At 70.4% G+C, this 26617-nt stretch carries 16 protein-coding genes; 9 read left to right on the top strand and 7 right to left on the bottom strand.

Annotation, left to right across the window (positions count from 1 at the left end; genetic code table 11):
- Nucleotides 1–10: 10 nt before the first annotated feature.
- On the bottom strand, nucleotides 11–583 hold the full coding sequence (locus tag AB0P24_RS04830; protein ID WP_365790769.1) for a TetR/AcrR family transcriptional regulator: 573 nt from the start codon (nucleotides 581–583) through the stop codon (nucleotides 11–13).
- Nucleotides 584–770: 187 nt separating this feature from the next.
- Here AB0P24_RS04830 and AB0P24_RS04825 point away from each other — a divergent pair, with 187 nt between their 5' ends.
- Together AB0P24_RS04825 and AB0P24_RS04820 are read left to right on the top strand one after the other, a co-directional pair.
- Nucleotides 771–1730 carry an Lrp/AsnC family transcriptional regulator gene (locus tag AB0P24_RS04825; RefSeq protein ID WP_365790768.1) on the top strand — a complete coding sequence of 320 codons (960 nt, stop codon included), beginning with the start codon at nucleotides 771–773 and terminating at the stop codon, nucleotides 1728–1730.
- Between the two features lie 141 nt (nucleotides 1731–1871).
- Nucleotides 1872–2651, top strand: a complete 780-nt coding sequence (locus AB0P24_RS04820) for an inositol monophosphatase (protein ID WP_365790767.1) — start codon at nucleotides 1872–1874, stop codon at nucleotides 2649–2651.
- 242 nt (nucleotides 2652–2893) lie between these two features.
- Here AB0P24_RS04820 and AB0P24_RS04815 read toward each other — a convergent pair whose 3' ends face one another.
- The 5 genes from AB0P24_RS04815 to fusA form a co-directional block, all read right to left on the bottom strand.
- Complete coding sequence (locus AB0P24_RS04815; protein WP_365790766.1) at nucleotides 2894–4252, bottom strand: GH1 family beta-glucosidase; 1359 nt, start codon at nucleotides 4250–4252, stop codon at nucleotides 2894–2896.
- A 25-nt stretch (nucleotides 4253–4277) separates the two neighbouring features.
- Nucleotides 4278–5138 (bottom strand): carbohydrate ABC transporter permease, encoded by an 861-nt coding sequence (locus AB0P24_RS04810; RefSeq protein WP_365790765.1) that lies wholly within the window; start codon nucleotides 5136–5138, stop codon nucleotides 4278–4280.
- Nucleotides 5131–6123 carry a sugar ABC transporter permease gene (locus tag AB0P24_RS04805; RefSeq protein WP_365790764.1) on the bottom strand — a complete coding sequence of 331 codons (993 nt, stop codon included), beginning with the start codon at nucleotides 6121–6123 and terminating at the stop codon, nucleotides 5131–5133. Before AB0P24_RS04805 ends, AB0P24_RS04810 begins: the two co-directional genes overlap by 8 nt.
- A gap of 5 nt (nucleotides 6124–6128) precedes the next feature.
- Nucleotides 6129–7445 (bottom strand): sugar ABC transporter substrate-binding protein, encoded by a 1317-nt coding sequence (locus AB0P24_RS04800; protein ID WP_365790763.1) that lies wholly within the window; start codon nucleotides 7443–7445, stop codon nucleotides 6129–6131.
- 637 nt (nucleotides 7446–8082) lie between these two features.
- Entirely contained in the window at nucleotides 8083–10185 is a 2103-nt protein-coding gene (gene fusA / locus AB0P24_RS04795; RefSeq protein WP_365790762.1) for an elongation factor G, read from the bottom strand.
- Between the two features lie 1100 nt (nucleotides 10186–11285).
- On the opposite strand from fusA, the gene AB0P24_RS04790 reads away from it, so the two are divergent.
- From AB0P24_RS04790 to AB0P24_RS04770, 5 genes are all read left to right on the top strand, one after another.
- Nucleotides 11286–12464: an MFS transporter gene (locus AB0P24_RS04790; protein ID WP_365790761.1), complete on the top strand. Its 1179-nt coding sequence runs from the start codon at nucleotides 11286–11288 to the stop codon at nucleotides 12462–12464.
- A 466-nt stretch (nucleotides 12465–12930) separates the two neighbouring features.
- The gene (locus tag AB0P24_RS04785) at nucleotides 12931–14634 is read left to right on the top strand and encodes a carbohydrate binding domain-containing protein (RefSeq protein ID WP_365790760.1); all 1704 of its coding nucleotides are present in this window, start codon (nucleotides 12931–12933) and stop codon (nucleotides 14632–14634) included.
- A gap of 422 nt (nucleotides 14635–15056) precedes the next feature.
- A complete protein-coding gene (locus AB0P24_RS04780; RefSeq protein ID WP_365790759.1) occupies nucleotides 15057–15227 on the top strand; it encodes a hypothetical protein in 171 nt (56 codons plus the stop codon).
- A 75-nt stretch (nucleotides 15228–15302) separates the two neighbouring features.
- On the top strand, nucleotides 15303–17951 hold the full coding sequence (locus AB0P24_RS04775) for a trehalase family glycosidase (RefSeq protein ID WP_365790758.1): 2649 nt from the start codon (nucleotides 15303–15305) through the stop codon (nucleotides 17949–17951).
- A gap of 92 nt (nucleotides 17952–18043) precedes the next feature.
- On the top strand, nucleotides 18044–19510 hold the full coding sequence (locus AB0P24_RS04770) for a family 16 glycosylhydrolase (RefSeq protein WP_365790757.1): 1467 nt from the start codon (nucleotides 18044–18046) through the stop codon (nucleotides 19508–19510).
- Between the two features lie 71 nt (nucleotides 19511–19581).
- Here the strand turns inward: AB0P24_RS04770 and AB0P24_RS04765 are convergent, their stop codons facing one another.
- On the bottom strand, nucleotides 19582–22911 hold the full coding sequence (locus AB0P24_RS04765; RefSeq protein ID WP_365790756.1) for a lectin: 3330 nt from the start codon (nucleotides 22909–22911) through the stop codon (nucleotides 19582–19584).
- A 1593-nt stretch (nucleotides 22912–24504) separates the two neighbouring features.
- On the opposite strand from AB0P24_RS04765, the gene AB0P24_RS04760 reads away from it, so the two are divergent.
- Nucleotides 24505–25983: a hypothetical protein gene (locus tag AB0P24_RS04760; RefSeq protein WP_365790755.1), complete on the top strand. Its 1479-nt coding sequence runs from the start codon at nucleotides 24505–24507 to the stop codon at nucleotides 25981–25983.
- A 290-nt stretch (nucleotides 25984–26273) separates the two neighbouring features.
- A complete protein-coding gene (locus tag AB0P24_RS04755; RefSeq protein ID WP_365790754.1) occupies nucleotides 26274–26585 on the top strand; it encodes a hypothetical protein in 312 nt (103 codons plus the stop codon).
- Nucleotides 26586–26617 lie beyond the last annotated feature (32 nt).

Genomic DNA, 26617 nt, shown 5'->3' with positions numbered 1-26617 from the left:
CCGGCCGCGATCAGATGTGACTGCCGACGAGCAGGTGTGCCGCCGACTTCGCTTCCTCCACGACGGAGCGGTCCTGGAGCAGGCGTCCCGAGGTCAGGGCGCCGTCGATCAGAAGCCCGATCTGCCGGGCGAGCGCGGCGGGGGCTTTCGCGCCGGCGCGCTCACACAGTTCGGTCAGCCAGGCCTGACGACGCCGCGTGTGCTGCACGGTGATGGCCCGGGCCTCCGAGTCCAGGTCCGCCTCGACGGCCGCGCTGACGAACGGACACCCGAAGAAGCCATGCCGGTCGAAGGCATCCGTCAGCGCGTCGAACAGCCCGACGAGCTGCTCGCGGGGGTCGTCCCCGCTCCGCGCGGCGGCGTCCTGCAGTTGTGCCATCCAGGAGTCGTCGGTCCTGCGCAGGTACGCCGCGACGAGCTCTTCCTTGGTGCGGAAGTGCACGTACAGCGTCGACTTGGCGACGCCCGACGCCGCGATGACCTGATCGACGCCGACACCGCGCAGCCCGTTCGCGTAGAACAGCTCCGCCGCCGCCGTGAGGATCCTCTCCTCGGACTTCGTCTTCCTGACCCGTGTCGCCATGGCTCGACCTCCTTAATCAGACAGACTAGTCCGTTCGATTAAGCTCGGCAAGTGCGGAGCCCTTGGGCGGCGGGGTGGCACGCCAGACGTTGCTGAGGCTGCTGAGGCCGATCGGCCGGCCGCGCCGGAGGGCCGCCCTGGTTGCGCGCGGTCCGCCGTGCCGCCCCGATGAGCGAAACTGCGTCTCATGTCGACTCATCCGACGCAGGACGTACTCGCTGAGCGGGATCAGCGGCTGGTCGCGGCGCTGCAGTACCACGGCAGGATCAGCGCGGAGGAGGCGTCGTCCGTCCTTGACTACAGCACGCGTGAGGTGCAACGCCGGTTGAAGTCCATGACGGGCAGCGGCGCGGTTCGCGTGGTGGCCCGCCGCACTCGTGGCCCGCATGTGGGAGCGACGATGCTGCGCGTCAAGGTCCTGCGCGGCAAGCTCGACACGATCACGTCCGCCCTGGCCGCACGAGAGGACATCCCCTTCGTCGACGTGTCGGCGAGCGGCGACGAGATCTCGGCGGTGCTGCTGCACACCTTCGAACCCCGCAACCGGCTGATCTTCCAGCAGCTGCCTGCCACCGGCGCCGTCACGGCGGTGACGGCGCAGACGGTGCTGCACGTGTTCTGCGAGGCGAGCGACTGGCGGCTCGACGTGCTCACCGCACGGGAACGCGAGATGCTGGCCCGAAGCCCTCAACCGTCCGAGCCCCTTCGGGATTTGGACGCGACGGACGAGGACATCGTGGCCGCGCTGGAATCCGACGGCAGACTGTCCGCGGCGGCGGTGGCCCACAGCACCGGGCACGCGGAGTCCACCGTGCGCCGCCGGATGGCGTCGCTGTTCTCCCAGGGGCAGATCAGTACCCAGGTCCTCGTCGATCCGCAGCGGCTCGGCATGGACATCGACGCGAACACCTGGATGGAAGTCCCGCCCGATCACCTGGACGCCACCGGCCGGTCCCTGGCCCGGCACCCTGCCGTCCACGGAGCCCTGGCCACGACCGGGCGGGCGAACCTGTGTGTGGCCGTGTGGTTCCGCGACATCGGGGAGCTGTACCGCTTCCTCACCGAGGACCTGAGCGGACGCTCCATCGCCGGCACGGACACCGTGCTGGTCGGACAGTGGATCAAGCGGGCCGGAATCCACCGGTGACCCGAGCTGTGAGGCACAATCCGCTCTGATCACCCGGCTGATGTGCAGGTTCCGCTCGGCAACGGGGGTCTTTGACCGCAACCGCAGCCACATCTGTCGATGATCGTAGACATGCCCGTCCCATCAGCCAGGGAGAGACACATGTCGGACATCGATCTGCTCGCGCCCATGACGGAGGCCGCCCATGAGGTCGGAGACTTCCTGCGGGCCGCCCCCGTCCCGGCGCCGGCCGCCACGTGGGCGGAGTTCGCGCACAACTTCGAGGCGCTCGACAGGCCCGCCGCCGACCAGCTGCGCGCCCGCCTTTCCGGGCTGCGTCCCGGCGCCGCCTGGGGCGAGGAACTGGGCGACGCCGTCCCCGCGGACGGCGAGGTCTGGGTCGTCGACGCCGTGGACGGGGCCGTGCAACTCCTGCAGGACCTGCCGTACTGGTCCGTCAGCGTCACGCTCGTGCGCGACCTGCGGCCGGTGGCGACGGTTCTGCACTCGCCCGTGCGAGGTGAGACCTACACCGCTGCCTGCGGGTACGGCGCCCGGCGCAACGGCCGGCTGGTCGAGCCCTCCCGCAAGACCGATCTCGAGCTCGCTCTGCTGGCGACCAGTCAACCGCCCACCGTGGCCGCCCAGCCGGACGCCGTTCACGCCGCGGGCCGCTCACTCTCGGCACTCCTGCCCCATGCCGGGGCGGTGCGCAACCTCGGACCCACCTCCTGGCAGATCGCGGACGCCGCCGGGGGCCGCATCGACGCCTTCTGGGAGTACGGACGCGACGACGTCAACCTCCTCGGCGGCTCTCTCGTGGCCACCGAGGCCGGCCTGCGGGTGACCGACATCGAGGGCAACCCCTGGCAAGCAGGCGCCGCGAGCTTCGTCACCGCCCCGGCCGCGCTCCACGACCAGCTCCTGAAGCTCCTCTCCTGATCCGGCCCGCAGGGGTTGCCGACGGTCGAGTCCGGGGCTTCGTACATCCGGGGCTTGGCACGGGCGTGCGCGATGCCAAGCGCGAGGCGCGGATCACCGCGCGAGTCCGGCACCCGCGGATCCGGCGTCCATGGATCCGGCGTCCACGGATCCGGCGTCCACGGATCCGGCGTCCACGGATCCGGCGTCCACGGTTGCGGTGGACGCGGAACTCCCCTGGTCCGCGCCCACCGCGGTGTGTGTCAGGCCGCCCGGCGGGCCTGTCCCCGGTGGTCGCGGATGATGTCCGCGTACCGGCGGCCGCTGCCCTTGATCGTGCGGACCTGGGTGCGGTAGTCGACGTGGACCAGTCCGAAGCGCTTGTCGTAGCCGTACGCCCACTCGAAGTTGTCCAGCAGCGACCAGGCGAAGTAGCCGGCCAGCGGGGCCCCCTTGCGGACCGCCGAGGCGCAGGCCGCGAGGTGGCCGACCAGGTACTCCTGGCGCTCGGGGTCGTCGACCGTGCCGTCGGGGCGGACCACGTCCGGGTACGCGGAGCCGTTCTCGGTCACGTAGAGCTTGCGGGCGCCGTACTCCTCGGTGAGGCGCAGCAGCAGCGTCTCGATGCCGCTCGCGTCGATCTCCCAGTCCATGCCGGTGCGCGGGACGCCGGGGCGGTGGACCGAGCGGGCGTAGGGCGCGGGGCCGCCCGGGTCGTCCTCCACGTACGCCGGGAAGTAGTAGTTCAGGCCCAGCCAGTCGAGCGGAGTGGCGATGGTCTCCAGGTCTCCCGGCCGCTCCGGGAGTTCGACGCCGTAGGTCTCGACCATGTCGGCCGGGAAGCCGCGGCCGTGCACCGGGTCGAGCCACCAGCGGTTGACGTGCCCGTCGTGACGGCGGACGGCCGCCGCGTCCTCGGGGCGGTCCGAGGCGGCGAACACGGTGGAGAGGTTGTTCACGATGCCGACCTCGGCACCGGGCGCGGCGGCGCGGATCGCCTGGGCGGCCAGGCCGTGGCCGAGGAGCAGGTGGTAGGAGGCGCGGACGGCGGCCGTGAGGTCGGTCAGGCCCGGGGCCATCTTGCCCTCCAGGTGGCCGATCCAGGCCGAGCAGGAGGGCTCGTTGAGAGTGGTCCAGTGCCGGACGCGGTCACCGAGGCGCCCGGCGACGACGGAGGCGTACGCGGCGAAGTGCTCGGCGGTCGGCCGCTCGGTCCAGCCGCCCCGGTCCTGGAGGGCCTGCGGCAGGTCCCAGTGGTAGAGGGTGAGCGACGGGGTGATGCCGGCCGCCAGCAGCACGTCGATCAACTCGTCGTAGAAGTCGAGGCCCCTGGCGTTGACCGGGCCGTCGCCGCCGGGCCGCACGCGCGGCCAGGCGATCGACAACCGGTAGGCGTTGGTACCCAGTTGACGCATCAGCTCGATGTCCTCGCGCCAGCGGTGGTAGTGGTCGCACGCGACGTCGCCGTTGTCGTCGCCTGCGATCTTCCCCGGGGTGTGCGAGAAGGTGTCCCAGATGGAGGGTCCACGGCCGTCCTCGGTGACGGCTCCCTCGATCTGGTACGCCGCGGTTGCCGTGCCCCACAGGAAGTCGTGCGGGAGGGCGGCGAGGTCGATGGTCACGAAAGTCCCTTCGGAACTGGAGGGTTCACTTGACGGCGCCGGCGGTCAGCCCGGCGACCAGGTAGCGCTGGAGGAGCAGGAAGCCGGCCACGACGGGGACGCTCACCACCAGCGAGGCGGCCATGATCTGGTTCCAGTACACGTCGTTGAGCGTGGAGTAGCCCTGGAGGCCGACGGCCAGGGTGCGGGTGGTGTCGTTGGTCATCACGGACGCGAAGAGCACCTCGCCCCAGGCGGTCATGAAGGCGTAGACGGCGACCGCGACGATGCCGGGGATCGCGGCGGGTACGACGATCCGCAGCAGCGCGCCGAGCGGCCCGCAGCCGTCCACCAGGGCCGCCTCGTCCAGGTCCCTCGGCACCGAGTCGAAGTACCCGATCAGCATCCAGATCGAGAACGGCAGCGAGAAGGTCAGATAGGTGAGGATCAGGCCGCCGCGGGAGCCGAACAGGGCGATGCCGGTGGCGTTGCCGATGTTGACGTACAGGAGGAACAGCGGGAGCAGGAAGAGGATGCCCGGGAACATCTGCGTGGACAGCACGGTGACCGTGAAGACCCTCTTGCCGCGGAACTCGTAGCGGCTGACCGCGTACGCGGCGAACACCGCGACGACGACCGAGCAGATGGTCGCCGCGACCGACACGATCAGCGAGTTCACGAAGTACTTGGCGAGCGGGACCGTCGACCAGATGTCGATGTACGGGCGGATGGTCAGCCCGCTCGGCAGCCAGCGGAACTTGCCGGTGACGTCCGCGAGGGGCTTGAGCGAGCTGGAGATCATCACGTACACGGGGATCAGCACGAACCCGGTGAGCAGCGTGAGGAAGATCCGCCGGGACCAGAGGAAGGAGCGCGGCGGGGCCATCGGCGAGCTGGGGCTAGACATCCGCGGTCCTCCGTCCGCGCGAGGTGAAGACCAGGTACCCGCCGGTCACCACCAGCAGGAAGAGCAGCAGGAGCACGGACATGGCCGAGCCGGTGCCGAAGTTCCAGGTGACGAAGGAGGCCTGGTAGATGTGGACGGAGACGAGGTCGGCGGCCTCCGGGGCGGACCTGCCGAACAGGACGTACGGCGTGTTGAAGTCGTTGAACGTCCAGAGGAACAGGACCAGGATCAGCACCTGGTTGACCGGGCGCAGCGACGGCAGGGTGATGCGGCGGATCTGCTGCCACATGCCGGCGCCGTCCAGGGCGGCCGCCTCGTACAGCTCCCGCGGGATGTTCTGGAGTCCGGCCATCACGATCAGGAAGGCGAACGGCCAGCCTTTCCACACCGACACGGTGAGCAGGGCGTAGAAGCTGTTGTCGCCGATCAGCCAGAAGGACGGCTTGTCGGTGAGGTGCAGCTGGTCGTGCAGGACGTGGTTCACCAGGCCGTTGTCGTGCTGGAACATGAACACCCAGGTGATGACGGCCGCGTAGACCGGCAGCGCGTACGGCACCAGGAACAGGGCGCGCAGCAGGCCCCGGCCGCGGAAGGTGTCCTGCATGAACACCGCGGCCGCGGTGCCGATCAGCCAGCACAGGCCGACCGAGAGCAGGGTGAAGCCGACGGTGACGAAGAAGGAGTGCAACAGGGCTTTGCCGACCGGCGCGTCGAAGTCGACGGACATCCTGTAGTTGCCGAACCCGGCCCAGGGGGCGGTGGTCCAGTCCCGGATGTAGAACTGGGTGAGCTCCTTGAAGCTCATCACGACGCCGATGACCATCGGGATGAGATGGACGAGGAGTTCGAGCAGCAGGGCGGGCAGGAGCAGCAGGTAGGGCAGCCCGATCCGGCGGATCCGCCCGGGGCGGCGGCCTGAACCGTCCGCCGCCCGGGAGGAGTTCGCACGCACCGGCTCTTTTACGGCGGTGGTGGTGGTCGTCATGGTGCTCAGGCCGCCGGCATCTGCTGCTGGGCCTTCTCCAGCTCGGCCTTCACGGAGTCGGTGGTGATGGCGCGCCCGGCGGCCGCGTCGGCGAACAGGTTCTTCACGGCCGTACCGACGGTCGTCTCGAACTGGGACTCCGAGGCCACCTGGGGCAGGGCCGCGGCGCTGGTGGCGAGGGTGTTCTTCAGGACGGAGTTGGCGGGGGTGTTGAAGGCCGCGTCCTGCTGGGCGGTCTTGACCGGCGGGATGGAGCTGTAGGCGGTGTTGAGGATCTTCTGCTCGTCGTCGCTGGTCATGAACTTCACGAACTTCGCGGCGCCGTCGAGGTTCTTGGTGTTCTTGAAGACCGCCATGTTGATGCCGGCGACCATCGAGTTGACCTGGGTGCCGGTGCCGGGGGTGCCGGACTGTACGGGCACCGGCGCGATGCCGTAGTCGCTGTCGCTCATGCCCTGCGACTTGAGGTTGGCGGACGCCGACTGCCACAGCAGCATGGCCTGCTTGCCCTTGGCGAAGTCGCTGACCGACTGGTTCTGCGCGTACTCGGCGTCACCGGTGGGGATGACCTTGTCCTTGGCCATCAGGTCGATGTACTGCTTCACCGCGGTGACGATGTTGTCGTTGGTGAAGTCCGGCTTGCCGTCGGAGGTGAAGAAGTCGGCGCCGTGCTGCTTGGCGAAGACGAAGACGTGGTGGATGTTCTCCGAGACGTTGCCGCCCTCGGCGCCCAGCACCGACTTGCCCTTCGCCGATATCTTCTTGCCGTCGGCGATCAGCTCGTCCCAGGTGGCGGGGGGCTGGGAGATGCCGGCGTCGGCGAAGATCTTCTTGTTGTAGTAGAGCGCGTACGCCATCGAGTACAGCGGTACGGCCGCCGGGTCCTTGCCCGCGGCGCCGGTGGAGCCGAGCGCGGAGTCGACGAACCGGTCCTTGCCGCCGATCTTGGCGAGGTTCTTGGAATCCCAGGGCAGCAGCGCGCCGGTCGCCTGCAGCGAGGCGCTCCAGGTGTTGCCGATGTTCAGCACGTCGGGGCCCTGGCCCGAGGTGGTCGCGGTCAGGATCCGGTTGAGCAGGTCCGACCAGGGCACGACCTCGAGCTTGACCTTGATGCCGGTCTGCTTCTGGAACTTGTCGAGCTCCGGCTGGAGCACCTTCTTGTCGACCTCGATGCTGGCACCCTGGTTGGAGGCCCAGTAGGTCAGCGTCTTCGGGGAGTCGTTGGACCCGCCGCCGGTGGACGAACCGCCACCGCAGGCCGTGGCCGCGAGGGCGAGAGACATGGTGACGGCGCCTACGGCCGCGGCTCGGATGCTGCGCATGGCTCCAGCTGTGCCTTTCCGGGAGTCGAGAACCCCGAGAGGGCTTCGCGAAGGCCGTCGCCCGCGAGTGCGGACGCCTGGGCCGACGTTCGGCTTCAAAGCCCCTCATGGCTTAATTTAGGACGTGAGTTAATCCCCCGGAGGGTAGCTCGTCAAGGGATCCGGCACGGGTGTCGGCGCAGGCGGGCCGGGGAGCAGCCGGTTCCGGAGCGGCGGTACGCCCACGCCCGACGGCGTGACCTGGGCCGAAGCCGGACGGCCTGCGCGGAGAGGGGCCGGCCGCCGTTCCACAACGGTTGTGTTTCGACGGGCGATTGCGGGCGGCCGGAGGACGGTTGGGGGGTGGGGGTGGGAGATGGGGGGCGGGGTATGGCGGTGGGGATCGGTACGGCGATGAGGACCGGGGACGGCACGGGGACCCAGGACAGCGATGACGGCCGGGAACGGCACGAGGACCCAGGACAGCAATGACGGCCGGGAACGGCACGAGGACCCAGGACAGCAATGACGGCCGGAAACGGCGATGACGGCCGGAAACGGCGATGACGGGCCGGGACGGCGATGACGGGCGGGGACGGCGATGACGGGCGGGGACGGCACGAGGGCCGGGGAGGTTGTCCCCGGCCCCTGCCCGGTGTCAGTGGGCGGGTGCCGCGGCCGGCGCGGGTGCGTGGCCGGACGGGCGGCTGGTGAAGGTGCCGCGGCCCTGGGTGCGGCCGCGCAGCCGGGTCGCGTAGCCGAACAGTTCGGCCAGCGGCACGGTGGCGGTGAGCACCGCCGTGTCGCCCCGGGTCACGGACCCGGTGACCCGGCCGCGCCGGGCGGCCAGGTCGCCGAGCACGCCGCCCACCGCGTCCTCGGGCACGGTCACCGTGACCTCGGCGACCGGCTCCAGGAGCGTCATCGCACAGGCCCGCAGGGCCTCCCGGAGGCCGAGCCGGCCCGCGGTACGGAACGCCGTGTCGGAGGAGTCCTTCACATGCGTCGAGCCGTCGGTCAGGGTGACCCGCAGCCCGGTGACCGGATGCCCGCCGAGGGGGCCCTCGGCGAGGGCGTCCCGGCAGCCGGCCTCGACCGCCCGGACGTACTCCTGCGGCACCCTGCCGCCGACGACCGCCGACCGGAACGCGAAGCCGTCCTCGTGCCCGAGAGGTTCGACGTCCAGGACGACGTGCGCGAACTGCCCCGCGCCGCCGGTCTGGTGGACGTGCCGGTGGACGAAGCCGGTCACCCCGCGGGCCACGGTCTCCCTGAGGGCGACCCGTGGCCGCCCCACCGTGACCTCGGGGCCGCCGTCCCGCCGGATCTTCTCCACCGCGACCTCCAGGTGCAGTTCGCCCATCCCGGACAGCACGGTCTGGCCGGTCTCGGCGTCGGTGCGGACCGCCAGCGAGGGGTCCTCCTCGGCCAGCCGGGCCAGCGCCTGCGCCAGCCGGCCGGTGTCGGTACGGCGGCGGGCCTCGACCGCGACCGAGACCACCGGTTCGGCGGCGGCCGGCGGCTCCAGGAGCAACGGGGCGTCGGGAGCGCACAGCGTGGCGCCGGGACCGGCCGACTTCAGCCCGCCGACGGCGACGATGTCACCGGCCACCGCCCGGTCGAGGGGCTGGTGCCGGTCGGCCATGACGCGGAGGATGCGCGCCACGCGTTCGGTACGGCGCGTCGCCGGGTCCCACACGGTGTCTCCCTTCTCGATCGTGCCCGAGTAGACCCGGACGTGGGTGAGGCGGCCGGTGGCGGTCGCGGTCACCTTGAACGCGAGCGCCGCGAGCGGCCCCTCGGGGTCGGCGGATCGCCACTGCTCCGTGCCCTGATGGGTACCGCGCACGGCGGGGACGTCGAGCGGTGAGGGCAGATACGCCACGGCCGCGTCCAGGAGCGGTTCGACGCCCCGGTTCCGGTAGGCGGAGCCGCACAGGACGACGACACCTTCGCCGGTCAGGGTCAGGTCGCGCAGGGCACCGGCCAGGGTGGCGGAGGACAGCCGGCCGGGCGGCGCGCAGAACTCCTCCAGCGCGGCCGGGTGCAGCGCGGCCACCGTCTCCTCCAGCGCGTGCCGCCGGCGCTCCGCCTCGGCGCGCAGCTCCTCGGGCACCGGGCCGACCACCGGTCCGGCCACCGGTCCGGCCGCCGGTCCGGTCACCGCCGTACCGCCGGCGTCCGCCCAGACCAGCGCGCGCATGCGCACGAGGTCGACGACGCCGGTGAAACCGTCCTCCGTGCCGATGGGCAGCTGGACGACGAGCGGGGCCGGGTGCAGACGGCCGCGGATCGACTCGACGGCTCTGTCGAGGTCGGCGCCCGCGCGGTCCAGCTTGTTGACGAAGGCGATCCTGGGGACGCCGTACCGGTCGGCCTGCCGCCACACCGACTCGCTCTGCGGTTCGACGCCGGCGACCGCGTCGAACACGGCGATCGCGCCGTCGAGGACGCGCAGGGAGCGTTCGACCTCGTCGGCGAAGTCGACGTGGCCGGGAGTGTCGATGAGGTTGACGCGGTGGCCGTGCCAGGCGCAGCTGACGGCCGCGGCGAAGATGGTGATGCCGCGGTCGCGTTCCTGGGGATCGAAATCGGTGACGGTGGTGCCGTCGTGGACCTCGCCGCGTTTGTGGATGGTGCCGGTGGCGAAGAGGATGCGTTCGGTGACGGTGGTCTTTCCGGCGTCGACGTGGGCGAGGATGCCCAGGTTGCGAACGGCGGCAAGAGGGGTGACGGAGTTCGGGTGGAGTTCGGTGCGCATGGCCCGATGCCTTTCGAATGACGTTCCCGGAATGGCTCCGGAGGGGGCAGCGCAATTTCCCGTGCGGCGAAGTTGGCCGGCCATGGCTGACGGCACGTCAATACCGAGGCATATGCCGGTAGTTGATTGACCCGGTCGCGCGTCACGGAGTCCGGTGCCGGCCGCGCAGCGGGCACCGGGGGGACGGGGACACGAGGATCACCTCGTAGCGGGAACGGGGAGAGGCGACGGCGGTACGGTCTCGCACGGCCCTCTCCCCTCGTTCGTCCGAACTTGTCATGGAAGTGCACCTGGACCGCGTTCCGCGGCTACGGTGGGTGATATGCGGCGAGTGTAGACAGGGGATGCGGGGCGCGGCACCCGGTTTTCGACCGGCCACCTCGATCCGGCACTTCGGCGGATGCCTCGACGGCGCGGAGACCCGGCGGTCAGGCGGCAGGCCCAGGCCCAGGCCCACCGCGGGGACCCGTGTCCGGAGGGTGACCCCGGGGCCCTTTCGGGAAATACCGGTTCGTTCCTTTTTCTCCACTCCGCGGGGAATGAGAGGACTCGTTGTCCCGACATTTTCCGGACATTCATCTGGCCGGCATCGATAACTCCGCACACCGAGAAGGCGCTTTCCGGAACGGCGAACGGGGGCGGATCAGGGCCACCCGCAGAGACCGCCGCAACTCCAGCGAATGGCCAAAAACACGCTTTACGGCTCCCACACGGACATCGGCACGCCGATCTCCCGCACCGGCGCCGCCGGACCCGGAAAGGACGTCCGGAACGCCCCGGATGCACATCATCCCGGGTGACGTACGGAACGAACCTTCCGGAGTCACCGCGGCAGGAGTTGGTGTGGAACATGTGTGGACATCCGGTGAAGTGCTGCTCGTGGCTGAGAAATTGGGATCCCGCCTCGGGTTCGGGCGGGGCGCGCAATGGCCGGGAAGCAGTCCGTCCCGGTGGCCGGTGGACGCTCTATCACTGTGCGAACAGGCCTAATCTGATGCGCGAGCAGGCTGAATGGGCCCGGCAAGCAGACGGATTGGAATCGATTGGACACGGAAAAGACGCGGAGAGCGCCATTCGCCGTGCTGCGCCCGGGTGCCACGATGCCGGTCGCCGCGCAGGTGCTCATCGCGGGAACGCTCTTCTCCCGTCTCGGTGACACGCTCGCCACCCTGGGCCTGGTGCTGCACGCGGCGGACCGGGACATCCGCTTCGGGGTGACCGAGGTGATGCTCGCCGAGCTCATCCCGACGGTGCTCGCGGCACCGCTGATCGGTTCCGTGGTGGACCGGTTCAGTGCGCGTGCGGTCTGCCTGTGGGCGCTGCTGGTCCAGGCGCTGTCCCTGGGTGCGGCGACCGCGGTCGGCGGGTTCCATGTGCGGGTGGCCCTGGTCGCGCTGTCGGCGCTGGCCGGAGTGGCCTCGGTGGCCGCGGGGTTCAAGATGCTGCCTGCCGTGGCCGGTGAGCAGCACACGGGCCGGGCGAACAGCCTGCTGACGGCCGGCCTGTCCGTCGCGGGCCTGATCGGCCCTCCCATGGCGGGCTTCCTGAACTCCCTGTGGGGTACCCCCGCGCTCCTCGCCGTGGACGCCGCGTCCTTCCTGGTGCTCGCGGGCTGCACCGTGCTGGCGGTGCCCAGCACCGTGGACGTGGCGATCGGCCGCCGCCCCGCCACCAGGCTGGCGGACGGCTACCGGGCGCTGCGCGACGCGCCGGTGGTGGGCACGCTGATGCCCGCGCTGGCGGCGGCGATGGTCGCCACCAGCATCGAGAACGTCGCGGGCGTCTACTACCTGCGGGACGTCGTCAACGGCAACGACACCATGTTCGGCCTCTTCCTGGCGACCTGGGCCCTCGGGTCCGTTCCGGGCGCGTTGCTCGCGGGCCGCGTGGGCTGGTCGGACCGGCACAGCCTGCTCATCATCGGCGGTGTCCTGGGCATCGGCCTGGGGCTGCTGCTCACCGGCCTGATCCCGGTGGCCGCGGTGATCTTCCCGCTGTTCCTGATCGCGGGCTTCGGCAACGGCGCCTGCAACGTCGGCCTGCGCAACGCGGTGCACGCGCGCGTGCCGGCCGAGGTGCACGGCAGCGCCTGGGCCTGCTTCCAGGCACTGTCCCGCAGCTGCATCGGCGTCGGCTACCTGCTCGGCACGCCCAACAGCGTGGTCTCCAGCCAGGGGCAGGTGATCATCTCCGGTGTCATCCCGCTGGCGGCCATGGTGTGGGCGGCCCTGGTGACCCTCCGCCGCGGCGAGTCCACCGTGACCGAGCCCTCCTCCTGAGCGACCGACCGACTGGTCGGAAAGGAGCGGGGAGTGGGGCGGGGCCGCCGCCCCACTCCCCCGCCGCTCCGTAGCCCTCTTGAGGGCACCAGGCCGACCGTCGACGACCCCGACCGCCCGCCGCGGTCGGCCTCACCTCGCCCGGTCGGCCCCAGCCAGGGCCCCGGGCGTCCCCGGCCGGAGCCCCGAGCACCCCCAGCCGGAGCCCCGGACGTCCCCAGCCGGAGCCCCGAGCACCCCCAGCCGGAGCCCCGGACGTCCCCGGCCGGAGCCCCCGAGTACGCACGCGCCGTCGGCATCGCGTTCCACGGCAGCACTCGGCGACATCCGCGTTCCCGGATCCGAATGACAGTCAGTTGGTCTAGTCCTCTTGACGGAAGGGCCCGTCGGCGGTTTGGTATGTACCAAATCCCGGCCCACCCCCCACCGCCCCGCCCTCGATGGGCATCCCGAAAGGGCCACTGTCATGCACCTGGCAAGATTCGCGGCCTCCGCGTGTGCCCTCGCACTCGCGGCCACCGGCGTCACCGTCGCGCTGGCCCCCGCCGGCAACGCCGCGGCGAGCAGCGTCTACTCCGTGGCTCCCTACGTCGACATGTCGAACAGTCAGGAAGGACTGCTCGACACCGCCGTCACCGGACACGGCCTGAAGGCCTACACGGCGGCCTTCGTGCTCGGCGAGGGCTGCACCCAGATATGGGGCGACACGCTCCCCATAGGCAACGACTCCTACACCGACCCCGAGATCGCCAGAGCGAAGTCCGAGGGCGCCTCCGTCATCATCTCCTCCGGCGGGGCGAGCGGTGAGCCGCTCGCCTGGACCTGCTCCACCCAGAGCAGCATCGACGCCGGATACCAGGCCATCATCAACGACTACGGCGTCACCCAGCTCGACTTCGACGTCGAGGGCGCCGCCATCGCCGACACCGCCGCCGCGGCCCGCCAGATGCAGGCGATGAAGGACCTCAAGGCGTCCCACCCGAACCTGCAGTTCTCCATGACCCTGCCGGTGCTGACGAGCGGCCTCACGAACGACGGCGTCAACATCCTCAAGGCCGCCAAGACCGCGGGCATCAAGATCGACGTGGTCAACATCATGACCATGGACTACTACGCGGGCACCGGCACCGAGATGGGGCAGGCCGCCCTCTCCGCGGCCAGGGCCACACTGACGCAGATGCAGTCCGTCGACTCGGGCTACACCTACGCCAACCTCGGCATCACCCCGATGATCGGCAAGAACGACGACGGGTCCACGTTCACGCTCGCGGACGCCCAGACGGTGGAGGGCTTCGCCGCGCAGAACGGCGTCGGACGGCTGGCGTTCTGGTCGGCCAACCGGGACCAGCCGTGCAGCGGCAGCGCCAACTCGCTGTCCACCTGTAGCGAGATCAGCCAGAACAGCCTCGCCTTCACCGACGCGTTCGTGCCCTACGAGGGCAGCTCGGGCGGCGGAGGAACCACCAGCGACTTCTCCCTGTCCCTGTCGCCGGGTTCCGCCTCGGTCGCCCAGGGCGGCTCGGCGACCACGACCGTCGCCACGAACGTCACCTCCGGCGGCGCCGAGTCCGTCAGCCTCACGGCCTCCGGCGCACCCTCGGGCGTCAGCGTCTCCTTCAGCCCCGCCACCGTGAGCTCCGGCGGCAGTTCGACACTGACGGCGACGGTCGGCTCGTCCGTCGCCGCGGGCACCTACCCGATCACCGTCACCGGCACCGCGGCCGGCGGCAGCCACAGCGCGACCTACACGCTCACGGTCACGTCCTCCGGCGGCGGCGGCGGTGGCGGCGGCTCGCTGACCAACGCGGGCTTCGAGACCGGCAGTCCGAGCCCCTGGACCTGCACGGGCGGCAGCACGGTGGTCGCCGGCCCGGTGCACAGCGGCAGCCACAGCCTCCAGGTCACGCCGAGTTCCAGCAGCACCGGCGAGTGCGACCAGAGCGTCACCCTGGCCGCCAACCACAGCTACACGCTCACCGCCTGGGTGCAGGGCCCGTACGCCTACGTCGGAGTCAGCGGCGGTGCCACCGCGAGCACCTGGTCGAACAGCGGCAGCTGGAACCAGCTCACGGTCAGCTTCACCACCGGCAGCAGCGGATCGGTCACCGTCTACGTCCACGGCTGGTACGGCCAGTCCGACGTCTACGCCGACGACTTCACCCTCGCCTGACGGCACCGCGCACACCGAGGACCGGGCGGCAGGGCGGCGAACCGCATCGCCACGCCGCCCGGTCCGCGTGCCCGCGTGCCCGCGTGCCCGCCTGCCCGCCTGCCCGCCTGCCCGCCGTGGCAACGCGCGTGCAGCCATCTTGACTTGCCCTCGTCAACACTGCTTGCCTGAACCACCACACCCCATTGGTCTGCACCATTAGTGCGGCTCGTTTTTGAATCGATTCATGCCACCTCTCCCGTCTCCCGTCCCCCGCTCCACGAGGAGAAGCAGATCGCATGCGCACAGGTTCGAGATCCGGATCCGTAATCGCCGCTCCCACACCGGCCGAAGCCGCCGACACAGCCGGACCGGCCATACCGTCACCGGCGTCCGCGCCGCCCAGCCCCAACCCGCGGCCGGACCAAGACATCCCGCCTCCCATGGACACCCGGCCGGGAAATGTCACCCTGGCCGACGCCGCGAACAGCTACGGCACCAGGTTCTTCACCGTCGCCTTCGCCGACGGACCGGGCCGCCAGCGGACGGCCGACGGGCAGGCGGCACCACAGGCGCCGCGGGACGGTACGCCCACCCGGCCGTCGGCGGCCTGAAATGAAACGTTCCAATCACACCCGGGTCACTCTCGTGCCCGGCCCCTTCCCTTCGACACCGAGGAGAACCATCCCGTGAAAGCCGCGTTCCGCATCGCGCTCGTCGTCGGCCTCGGCCTGGCCTTCGGCGGCGTGGCACCCTTCGAGTCACCGCCCCCGGCGACGGCCGCCACCACGGCCGCCGCCACCCCCGGCGACCAGTACAACGTCGCGCCGACCTCCCGGACGCTGGCACCGGTGTCGGTGTACCGGACCGCCGGGTCGGTGAGCGATCCCACCCATGTGCTCTCGCACCAGGCCACCCGCCTGAACGGCAACGGCTCCGCCGTGACCCTGGACTTCGGCAAGGAGGTCGGCGGCATCGTCACCCTCAGCTTCTCCGGGGCCAGCGGCAGCGGGCAGAGCGTGGGGCTGGCCTTCAGCGAGTCGTCGGCGTACGTCGGCAACAGCAGTGACAACTCGGGCGGCGGGACGGACGGCGCGATCTACGCGACGGTGGGCGGCGCCGGCAGCTACACCATGCCCGCCGACAAGCTGCGCGGCGGCTTCCGCTATCTGACGCTCTTCCTCGACTCCGGTGGCTGGGTGGACGTCAACGGTGTCTCGCTCGCGTTCTCGGCTGCCCCCGGAGCCACGAATCCGGCCGCCTACCCGGACTACTTCTACTCCAACGACACTCTGCTCAACCGCATTTGGTACGCGGGTGCCTACACCGTCCAGATGGACACCATCGATCCGGCCCAGGGGCGGGTGTGGCCCCTGCCCTCCTCCGGGTGGGAGAACAACGGCGTGGTGGGGGTGGGCAGTGAGGTCCTCACCGACGGCGCCAAACGTGACCGCTCCGTCTGGCCCGGCGACATGGGCATCTCCCTGCCCACGGCCTATGTCAGCACCGACGACCTGACCGCCGCCCGCAACTCGCTGACCACCGTGTACCAGATGCAGCAGTCGTCGGGTGAACTGCCCTGGGCAGGACCGGAGTTCAACTTCTTCGGTTCCGACACCTACCACATGTGGACGCTGCTCGGCACCTACACCTACTACCTGGACAGCGCCGACCGGACCTGGCTCGACGGCGTCTGGGCGCGGTACAAGCGAGGCGTCGACTTCATCACCGCCAAAGTCGACGGGAACGGCCTGCTCGATGTCACCGGGACCCTGGACTGGGCCCGTACCGGCCAAGGCGGGGAGAACATCGCAGCCAACGCGATGCTCTACCGGGTCCTGACCACCGGCGCGTCCCTGGCCCGCACCGAGGGCGACAGCACGCTGGCGACCAGCTACGGCAATCAGGCCGCGGCACTCAGAACGCAGATCAACTCCCGCCTCTGGGACGCGTCCGCCGGCGCCTACCAGGACAACCCCACCAGCACCGTCCACCCGCAGGACGGGAACTCCCTCGCCGTCTGGTACGGCGTCACCTCCTCCGCCGCACAGGCCGACAGCGTGACCGCCTACCTGCGCACCCGCTGGGGCAGCCGCGGCTCGCAGACCCCGGAGTGGAACAACAACATCTCGCCGTTCACCGGCTCCATGGAGGTCTACGCCCACCTCGCCGCCGGTGACGACACCAACGCCCTGAACCTCATCAGGACCGAGTGGGGCTTCATGCTCGACTCTCCGATCGGCACCAACAGCACGTTCTGGGAGGGGTATTCGAACCAGGGGGATGTCGGCCCCTACGGCGGTGCCTACACGAGCATGGCGCACGGCTGGTCCACCGGCCCCACCGGCGCGCTCACCTCCGACGTCCTGGGCATCCAGCCGACCAGCGCGGGCGGCACCGCCTACCAGGTGGTCCCGCATCCCGGCGACCTCACCCACGTCGAGGGCACCCTGACCGTCGCCGCCGGGAAGACCGTCCACGTCAGCTACGACCACCCCGCCGCCGGCGACTTCACCATGCAGGTCGACACGGGCTCCGACACCGGCTCCACCGGGGTGATCGCCGTACCCAGGTTCGGCCAGAGCCACACCGTCACCATCAACGGCACCACCGCCTGGAACGGCACCGCCTTCACCGGCGCCGCCGGGATAGCCGGCGCGGACCAGGACGCCGACTACATATACTTCCGCGGCGTACAACCCGGCTCGTACACCGTCGCCTACCCCACCACGGGCACCGTGTCGCCCACCGAGCACTCCGCGCTGCCGGGCACCTGGGCACAGTGCGCGCTGGAGAACGGGACCTGCGCGGTCTCCGGCACGCAGACCCTGGCCTTCGGCGCCCAGGGCCGGTTCACGTACCTCACCGCCACCGGCAGCACCGCCTGCACGAACACGGCGTTCGGCGACGACCCGATCAGCGGCATGGCCAAGGCCTGCTACGTCCAGACACCGCCACCCACGACGAGCGTCTGGGCGCCGTGCGCCACCGAGGGCGGCACCTGCTCGTACGCCGGCGTGATGACCGTGGCCTACGGCGCGAACGGCACGTACGCCTACGCCACCGTGCCGAGCAGCGCCTGCAGCAACTCGGTCTTCACCGACCCCGCCCCCGGCACCGCCAAGTCCTGCTACCTGACGGCCCCGCCGCCCTCGTTCACCACGTGGACAACGTGCGCTGCGGAGAACGGCAGTTGCTCGTTCACCGGCACCCACGAGGTCGCCTACGGGGCCGACGGCCACTACTCCTACGGCAGCTTCACGGGCGGCACGCCCTGCGGCAACACGGTCTTCGGCGACCCGGCCGCCGGCACCGTCAAGGCCTGCTACGTCCAGTGACCCCACACGCCCCCCTCCGCACGCCCCCTTCGCACGCCGTCAACGAGACCCGAAAGACCGAAAGCAGGTGGAACATGGTTGGCTGGAGACCCTTGCGCATCCCCGTCCTGGCGCTGATCAGCGCCCTGCTCTGCACCCTCGCGTTCAGCACGGCCGCCGGTGCCGCCCAGCCCGGGGCGCCCTCCGGCTGGTCGACCGTTTTCGCCGACGACTTCAACGGGGCTGCCGGCACGGCTCCCTCGGCGGCGAACTGGATGTTCGACACGGGCCCCGGCTCCAGCTTCGGGACCGGTGAGATCGAGACGATGACCGCCTCCACCGCCAACACCCGCCTGGACGGCAACGGCAACCTCGCCATCACCGCCCTCAACTCCGGTGGAGCGTGGACGTCGGGCCGCATCCAGACGCCGACCGCGAGCGTGGGCGCACCGGTCGGCGGCAAGCTCATGGTCACCGCGTCGATCATGCAGCCGAACCCGGACGCCGGCTCCGGGTACTGGCCCGCGTTCTGGATGCTCGGTCCCGGCCAGTGGCCGGAGAACGGTGAGATCGACATCATGGAGGACGTCAACGCCCTGTCCCAGGTGGCCGGCACCATCCACTGCGGCGTCTATCCCGACGGACCGTGCAAGGAGGGCACCGGCATCACCAGCGGTCTGCGGGCCTGCGGCGGCTGCCAGACGGGCTACCACACGTACTCGATGATCCTCGACCGCACCGACACCTCGGCCGAGTCCATCACCTTCTACCTGGACGGCAACGCCTACTTCTCGGTCGACGAGAGCCAGGTCGGCACCGCCACCTGGCAGGCCGCCTTCGACCACAACCTGTCGATCATCCTCGACCTCGCCATGGGCGGCAGCTTCCCCAACGGCGCGTGCGGTTGCACCACTCCCTCCGGTTCCACCACCTCGGGGGCCACCATGAGCGTCGACTACGTCGCGGCGTACACGACCGGCGGCACGGGCACCACCGTCCAGGCCCTGCCGGGCACCTGGAACCCGTGTGCGGGCGAGGGCGAGACATGCCTGGTCAACGAGAGTTCGGCCGTGGCGTTCGGAGCGAACGGCAGGTTCGACTACGGCACCGAGAGCGGCCCGACCGCGTGCGGCGTCGGCGCCTTCGGCGATCCCGCGACCGGGGTGGTGAAGTCGTGCTACGCCGAACCCGCACCTCCGACGGCCGACGTGTGGGCGCGGTGCGCGGGCGAGAACGAGACCTGCTCGTACAGCGGCGTGATGACAGTGGCCTACGGCGCCAACGGCAGCTATTCCTATGCCACTTTGGGCGGCAACACGAGCTGCTCCAACGCCGTGTTCGGTGATCCGGCGGGAGGCACCGTCAAGTCGTGCTACCTCGTCGGTGCGCCGCCGTCCTTCGTCTCCTGGACGAAGTGCGGTGCGGAGAACGCGAGTTGTTCGTTCACCGGCACCCACGAGGTCGCCTACGGGGCCGACGGCCACTACTTCTACGGCAGCTTCACGGGCGGCACGCCCTGCGGCAACACGGTCTTCGGTGACCCGATCTACGGGACGGCCAAGAACTGCTGGGTCCAGTAGCGGCGGACGTGAGGAGGGCCGGTTCCCCGGGGCGTGTCCCCGGGGAACCGGCCCTCCTCCTCTTGGCGGAGTTACTGACCGAAGCCGTAGGCGAACAGGTGGTCGGTGCCCGTCGAACCGGTCACCGGCAGCGTCACCGACGCCACCTGCTTGGACGGATCCAGCGCGACCTTGGTGGCGAAGACGTAGGTCTTCACGTTGTCCCGGCCGCCGCTCCCGGTGTTCCGGTAGGCGGTGGCGACGGCCGTCGTGTCGCTCGGCAGCGGCTTGCTCGGTCCGCCGTTGAGCGTCCAGTCCGAGAAGCCGACCGTCGCCCGGGTGGTGGTGCCGTCGGTGTAGGTGACGGTCAGTGTGCCCGAGACCCCGCTGCCGTCGGTCGGCGCGTTGACCGCCGCGCCCAGCAGCCCCAGCGACGCCCCCGAGGTGCCGGCCGGCATCGGGAGGGTCTGGCCGGCCATCTCCAGGTTGTCGAGCTGACCGGACGTCACCGTCGGCCAGGTGTAGGAGATGCCGTCGACCGTGAGGGGGGCGCCGCTCGTGACACCGGCCGCCGACAGCGCGTTCTGCGAGTAGGCCCAGCCGCCGCCGTCGAAGCCGCCCGAGTAGCTGCTGCCGTCGGGGTAGATGCCCTCGTTGGTGGCGTACGGCCACAGCGCGCCGGGCTTGGCGACGGCCACGCGGAGCGCCGCCCCGGACAGTGCCGTACCGGTGCTGTGGTCGGTCAGGGCGAAGGTGACCGGGTACGTCCCCTCGTTCGCGCCCGCGGTCACGTGGACCTTGGCCTCGGCGCTGCCCGAGGCGGGCACGGTCAGCGAGCCGGACGCCGGGTCCGGTGTGACGCCGGAGGGCGCCGTCGCCGTCCAGTCGACCGTGACGGCCTTGCTGCCGAGGTTGGTCAGGTCGAGGGTGCCGTCACCGGCCGCGCCGGGCTGGAGGACCAGGCCGTTGCTCGGACCGGTCGCGGCCAGTACCCGGCCGCCGCCTGTGGTGTCCGACGGCGGCACCGCCGACGCGCCGGACGCCCAGGAGGTGTTCGCGTGGGTGCCGAGCGTGTAGTCGAGCCTGCCCGCGCCCCCGAACTGCCGGTACGTCAGCCAGGACTTCTTCCACGCCTTGCCCTTGACGTTCAGGGACTGCACGTACGGCGCGTCGGGTGCGGCCTGCGGCGCGTTGATCCGCACCGTCCTGCCGTTTCCGAGGGTCACCTGGGCCACCGGGAACGCCGGGCTGCCGAGCACCAGGGTGTCCGTGCCCGGGGTCTCCGGGTACATACCGAGTTCGGACCAGACGTACCAGGAGCTCATGGCGCCCAGGTCGTCGTTGCCGAAGGAGCCGACCGGGGCGTTGAAGTACAGGTCCTGCTGGGCCGCGCGGACGGCTGCCTGGGTCTTCCACGGCTCGCCGGTGTAGTTGTACTCCCAGGGGATCTCCACGCTGGGCTCGTTGCTCAGGTCGGCGTCGGTGCCGCCGGGGTTCGTGATGTCGTCGAGCAGGCTGTCCAGGTAGGACGAGTACGCCTTGGTGCCGCCGCGGGCCTGGATGAGCTGCTGCAGGTTGAAGGGGACCATGGGGGTGTACTGGGCGGAGGTGCCCTCCACGAAGCCGTTGGAGGTGCCGGGGGTGAACCCGCCCGCGAACTGGCCGTCCTTGTTCTTGGCCTGGAGGTAGCCGCTCTGCGGGTTGAAGACGTTCATCCAGTCCTGGGCGCGGGTGGCGAACTTCTCGTAGACGGCCGTCTTGCCGAGCGACTTCGCGAAGGCGGCGAGTGCGTAGTCGGCGGAGTCGTACTCCAGCTGGGTGGAGACCGGGCCGTAGAAGTTGCAGCAGTTGTAGTCGTTCTCGTCCAGCGGGAGGTAGCCCTTGGCGTCCCGTACCGACTCGCCGGGGCGGTCGTTGTTCGGGACGGTGGCCTCGTGCTTGAGGGCGGCGAGGGCCTTGGCCGTGTCGAAGTCCCTCGCGCCGAAGGCGTACGCGTCGGTGATGATGCCTGCGGCCGGGTCACCGACCATCACGTAGCTCTCGCCGTTGTTCGAGGCCCACTTGGGCAGCAGGCCCGTCTGGTCGTAGCCGTTGAGCATCGACGTGACGACGTCACTGGCGACCTTGGGCTCGGCCATCGCCATCAGCTGGGTCTGGGAGCGGTAGGTGTCCCAGCCCGAGTAGTTGGCGTACTGGGCCTTCTGGCCCTTGGCCAGCTTGTGGATCTGGTTGTCCATGCCCATGTACTGGCCGTTGTCGTCCGAGAAGACGTTCGGGTGCAGCAGGGCGTGGTAGAGCGCGGTGTAGAACTGCGTCCGCTGGTCGGCGGAGCCGCCGCCGACCCGGATTTTCCTCAGCACCGTGTTCCAGGCGTCATGGTTGGCCTTCTCCACGGCGCCCACGTTCCAGCTCTTGATCTCCTTGCCGAGGTTGTCCGCCGCGTTGGCGTCACTCGTGTACGAGATGCCGACCTTCGCCGTCACCGTGGGGTTCGCGGAGGTGTCGAAGGTGAGGTACATGCCGTTCGCGCCGGTCGTGGGCGGCTGGGCGGCCTTGGCCGTCTCGGACAGCCGGGAGGCGGCACCGGCGCTCGGTGCCGGGGAGGCCGTGCCGGAGGCCTTGGCACCGTTCCCGTGGACCGTCGGGTCCGGCTTGGCCGGGACGGTGAAGTGCTTCTCCTTCAGCGGCGTCGACGTGGACTTCTGCGGGACCTGCCGGACCTTGCCCGCCTTCAGCGACTTGGCGCCGGGGGTGATGGTGCTGCCGACCCAGGTGCCGCCGGCGGTGAACGGCCGGTCGAACTTGATGTCGAAGTGCAGCGTGTACCGGTTGCTCGCGCCGCAGAAGTGGCCGCTGTCGACGGCGCCGCTGATCTCCTTGCGGTTGACCACCTGGACGCGGGTGCCGTCCACCTGGGTGGCGCCCCCGCTGAGCTTGAACAGCAGGTTCGCCTGCTGCCCGGCGGGGAAGGTGAAGGTGCCGAGACCGGCCCGGGTGGTGTCGGTCAGCTCGGTCCTGACCCCGTTGGCGTCGGTGACCTTGTAGGACCCGACGGCGGCCTGCTCGTCGGCGTGGCCGAAGCCGACGGACGTGCTGCCGAGGTCGCCCGAGAGCGCGCCCGTCACCGGCAGGACGGGCAGGTCGCCCGCGACCGGGCAGCCGGGTCCGGACACGTGGGTGAGGCTGAAGCCGGAGATCTTCTTGTCGGCGTACTCGTAGCCGCCGCCGTCGGGGCGGTCGGGTGTCGTGTCGGGGCCCCACTGCACCATGCCGGCCGGCATGTCGGGGCCGGGGAAGGTGTCCACGGCCCCGGAGGTGCCGATGAGGGGGTTGACGAGGGACGCCGGGTCCGTCACGAGGGCCGGTGTCGCGGTGCTTGCGGCATGGGCGCTCGCGACCGCCGAGAGCGGCAGGGCTGCCATGCCCAGGACGCAGACCACGGCAAGGCGTTGGCGGAATCTTTCTCGGGTGGGGCGTGGTGCGGCTGAAGGTCGGGGTCTCACCATCGGTTGCCTCCGCAGCAGTTCATGCTTCGCACATCAGGTGTCGGCGCGCCGAGAAACACCGGAATGCCGGCGACAGGCAACGAACCCGGTCGCCCCCACGGCGGCCTGACAACGTTGCCATACACGACTGTTGAGTGAAACGCCTGTGCTTGCGGCATGTCAACGAGGCCAACGGAACTTTCTGCGCGCGAAGTTCACGGAAGGTCAGACACGGACCCGGGTGGTCGCACCGCGGCCGACCCTTGCACCCGAGCTCACGTCACACGAGGACGCGAACCCACCCCGAGCGCGAAACCGGCCGGCCGGCCGGGCCGAACCGCCGGAAACTTGCGGTAGTTACGGTTCCCGGCCGAAGGCTCCTTCCGCACCACACCGCACCGCCATCGCCACCGCCATCGCCACCGCCGCCTCCACCGCCACTGCCACCGCCACCACGCACGCACGCACGCACGCACGCACCGGCCAGGACACCCGCCGCGACATGGTTCCGCTCGAAGCCGCGCCACGCGGGCGCAGACCCCCGCTCGCGTGCGCGCCGACCGCGCGAGGCGGACCCCGAGACCGCTGTGACGCGGCGTGCCGCGCGGGGCCGGTGCGGATGGTGAGCGGCCCGGTGCCGCGAGCGAGGCGTGACGGGGGCGCCGTCGCCGGACCGGCAGACCTGCCGCATCCACACCGGGGCGCGGCCCGCTCGGCGGAAGCCGTCACGATGCCGGGCAACCGGTCCGGGATTCGCGGGAGAGGAAAAAACCCGAATAGCCGTCACGGCAATCAATTGACCATCGCTTACCTGTTCTTGACCGAGCATTTTCTCGAACTTTTTCGAATTCAGAAGTGCGTTGTGTACAGCGACCCCACTCGCGGCGGACGCTCTGCCGCGAGCCGCCAGACCGCCCGGTCACCCAACTGGCCTGCATCTACGTGGACTTGACCCTCCACCAGCGAAAGCTCCGGATGCGCGACGACTGGACGATCCGGTCCGGAAGGGCGCAGAACAGCTTCCTGTGAGAAAGCTATTCGTTTCCATTGACCTGAACCCGTCAACTCTGCTTTGCTTCTCCGCGTCTGACAACGCATCACCATTCCGATGGCAAGAAGCCGTAGTGCGAACGCTTCTCGCTGCCTTTCCATCAGTCCGGTCCAGGACGAGAGTTCCCCGCGGATCGCAACACCGTGCGTGAGTTCCCCAACTGCCGAGCACATCGCCCGTGCAGTCACCCGGTGCCGCTCGGGCCTCTCCTCCTGCTCTGCGACGAAACGGGCGTCAACGTCGACGGCCGGAGCAGGCCGGCGGTGATGCGCCTCGTCGACGTTCCATGCACCTCACCTCCGCCGGACCGACGGCGGAGTCCATGCGAAGAAAGGGCCCCATCACCCATGGGCACTCCCCACCTCCGCGGCGCAGCCCGAGCGACCCTGACCGGTCTAGCGTCGTTGTCCCTCGTCACCGCCGCGGCACTCGCCTCCATACCCCAGGCGACAGCCGCCCCCCAGGCCACGGGTCACACGGTGAGATCCAACCCCTACAGCCCGGCCTACCGGCACTCCTACCGGCACGGTGTCATACCGACCATCCAGCGGAACGCCAAGATGAAGTCCTGGGCGGCCAGCCACCCGGCCGCCGCCGCGGCGACCGGCCCGGAGACGCTGTCCTACGGCGGCGGCATCGACGGCATCGGTGTGCAGAGCGGCCACTCCAAGGTCTACCTGGTCTTCTACGGCTCGCAGTGGGGCACGCAGAGCACCAACAGCAGCGGCGACGCCACGTTCTCCGGCGACCCGGACGGCGCGGCCCCGGTCGCCCAGGAGATGTTCAAGGACATCGGCACCGGGAACGAGCGGTGGTCCGCGGACCTCACCCAGTGGTGTGACGGCCCCAACGTGTCGTCGGGCGCCACCAGTTGCCCGTCCAACGCGAACTTCATCCCGTACCAGAGCGGCGGCGTGCTGTCCGGCGTGTGGTACGACAACTCGGCGGCCTCGCCGAGCGCCGCGACCGGGCACCAGCTCGGCGTCGAAGCCGTCAAGGCGGCCGGACACTTCGGCAACACCACCGCCGCGTCCAACCGTGACGCCTACTACGTCGTCCTCTCGCCGCACAACACCAACCCGGACAGCTACCAGGGCCAGTACTGCGCCTGGCACGACTACAACGGCGACAGCACGCTCACCGGCGGTGCGGTGTCCTCCTCCTACGGGGACATCGCGTTCAGCAACCAGCCGTACAACATGGACTCCGGCTCCGGTTGCGGCGTCGGATTCGTCAACTCGCCCGGCACGCTCGACGGCTGGACCATGACGCTCGGCCACGAATGGCACGAGATGATGTCCGACCAGAACCCGGCCGGCGGCTGGACCAACCACACCGGCAGCTCGTACAACGGCCAGGAGAACTCCGACGAATGCGCCTGGCTCTCGCCCGGCAGCACGGGCGGGGCGGCCAACGTCACCATGGGCACCGGTACCTTCGCCGAGCAGGCCAGCTGGTCCAACGACACCAACAACTGCGCCATCTCCCACGCGATCGTCGGCGGCGGCGGCAGTGGCGGTGGCGGCACCCTCACCAACGGCACCTTCGAGGCCGGCAGCCTGTCGAGCTGGACCACCAGCGGCAGCACCTCCGCCACCGCCTCGGCGGCGCACAGCGGCAGCTACGGCGCGCTGGTCGGCTCGACCAGCCCGACGAACGCCTCCTCGGTCTCCCAGTCCTTCACCGCCCCGTCCGGCACCAGCAAGGTCTCCTTCTGGTACGACGTCACCTGCCCGGACACGGTGACCTACGACTGGGCGACGGCCACCCTCCAGGACACCACGGCCGGCACCACCACGACGCTGCTCGCCAAGACCTGCACCCAGGGTGCGGGCTGGAAGCAGGTCTCCGGCACCGTGACCCCGGGCCACACGTACACGCTCACCCTCACCAACAACGACGACAACTACGCGGGTGACGCGACCTACACCTACTACGACGACGTGACCGTCTCCTGACCCCTCGAACCGTACGGTGGGGGCGAGCCGTCGGCTCGCCCCCACCGCCGTCCGAGCGCCCGTACCGGGCGGCATCCACCGGAGGGCCCGTGTTCCGTTCGCCAGTCCGCATGTGCCCCGCCCGGCGCGCACTGCGCGCCGGGCTCGCCGCCTTGGCCGCGGCAGCCGCGACGGCCGCCCTGGGCGGCTGTTCGTCCGGCCCCGCCGGACCGGCGGTTTCCCCTCCGCCGTCGCCGACTCCCGCCTCGTCCGCGTCATCCGCACCGTCCGGATCCGCCACCCGGTCGGTCGTGCTCGACGAACGGGCCCGCGGAACCACGGTCCGGGTGGCCACCGGCACGCTCGTCGTGGTGCGCCTGCACAGCGCCTACTGGTCGACCCCGGCCGGCTCGGACCCGCGGGTGCTCGCCCCCGTCGGCGGCGGAACCACGGCCACCGCGAGCTGCCCGCCCGGCCGCGGCTGCGGCATCTCCTCCGCGCGGTTCACCGCCCTGCGGCCCGGCACGGCTCAGGTCACCGCCGGACGCGATTCGTGCGGGGAGGCCATGCGCTGCCCGCCGGGCCAGGGACGCTACGACGTCACCGTGACGGTCACCCGATAGCGCGGGGCGGCCGCCGGGCACCGCTTCCGTCG

The organism is Streptomyces sp. NPDC086519, from assembly GCF_040686075.1.
Taxonomy (GTDB): Bacteria; Actinomycetota; Actinomycetes; order Streptomycetales; family Streptomycetaceae; genus Streptomyces; species Streptomyces shenzhenensis.
This window is presented reverse-complemented; position numbering and strand designations above follow the sequence as displayed.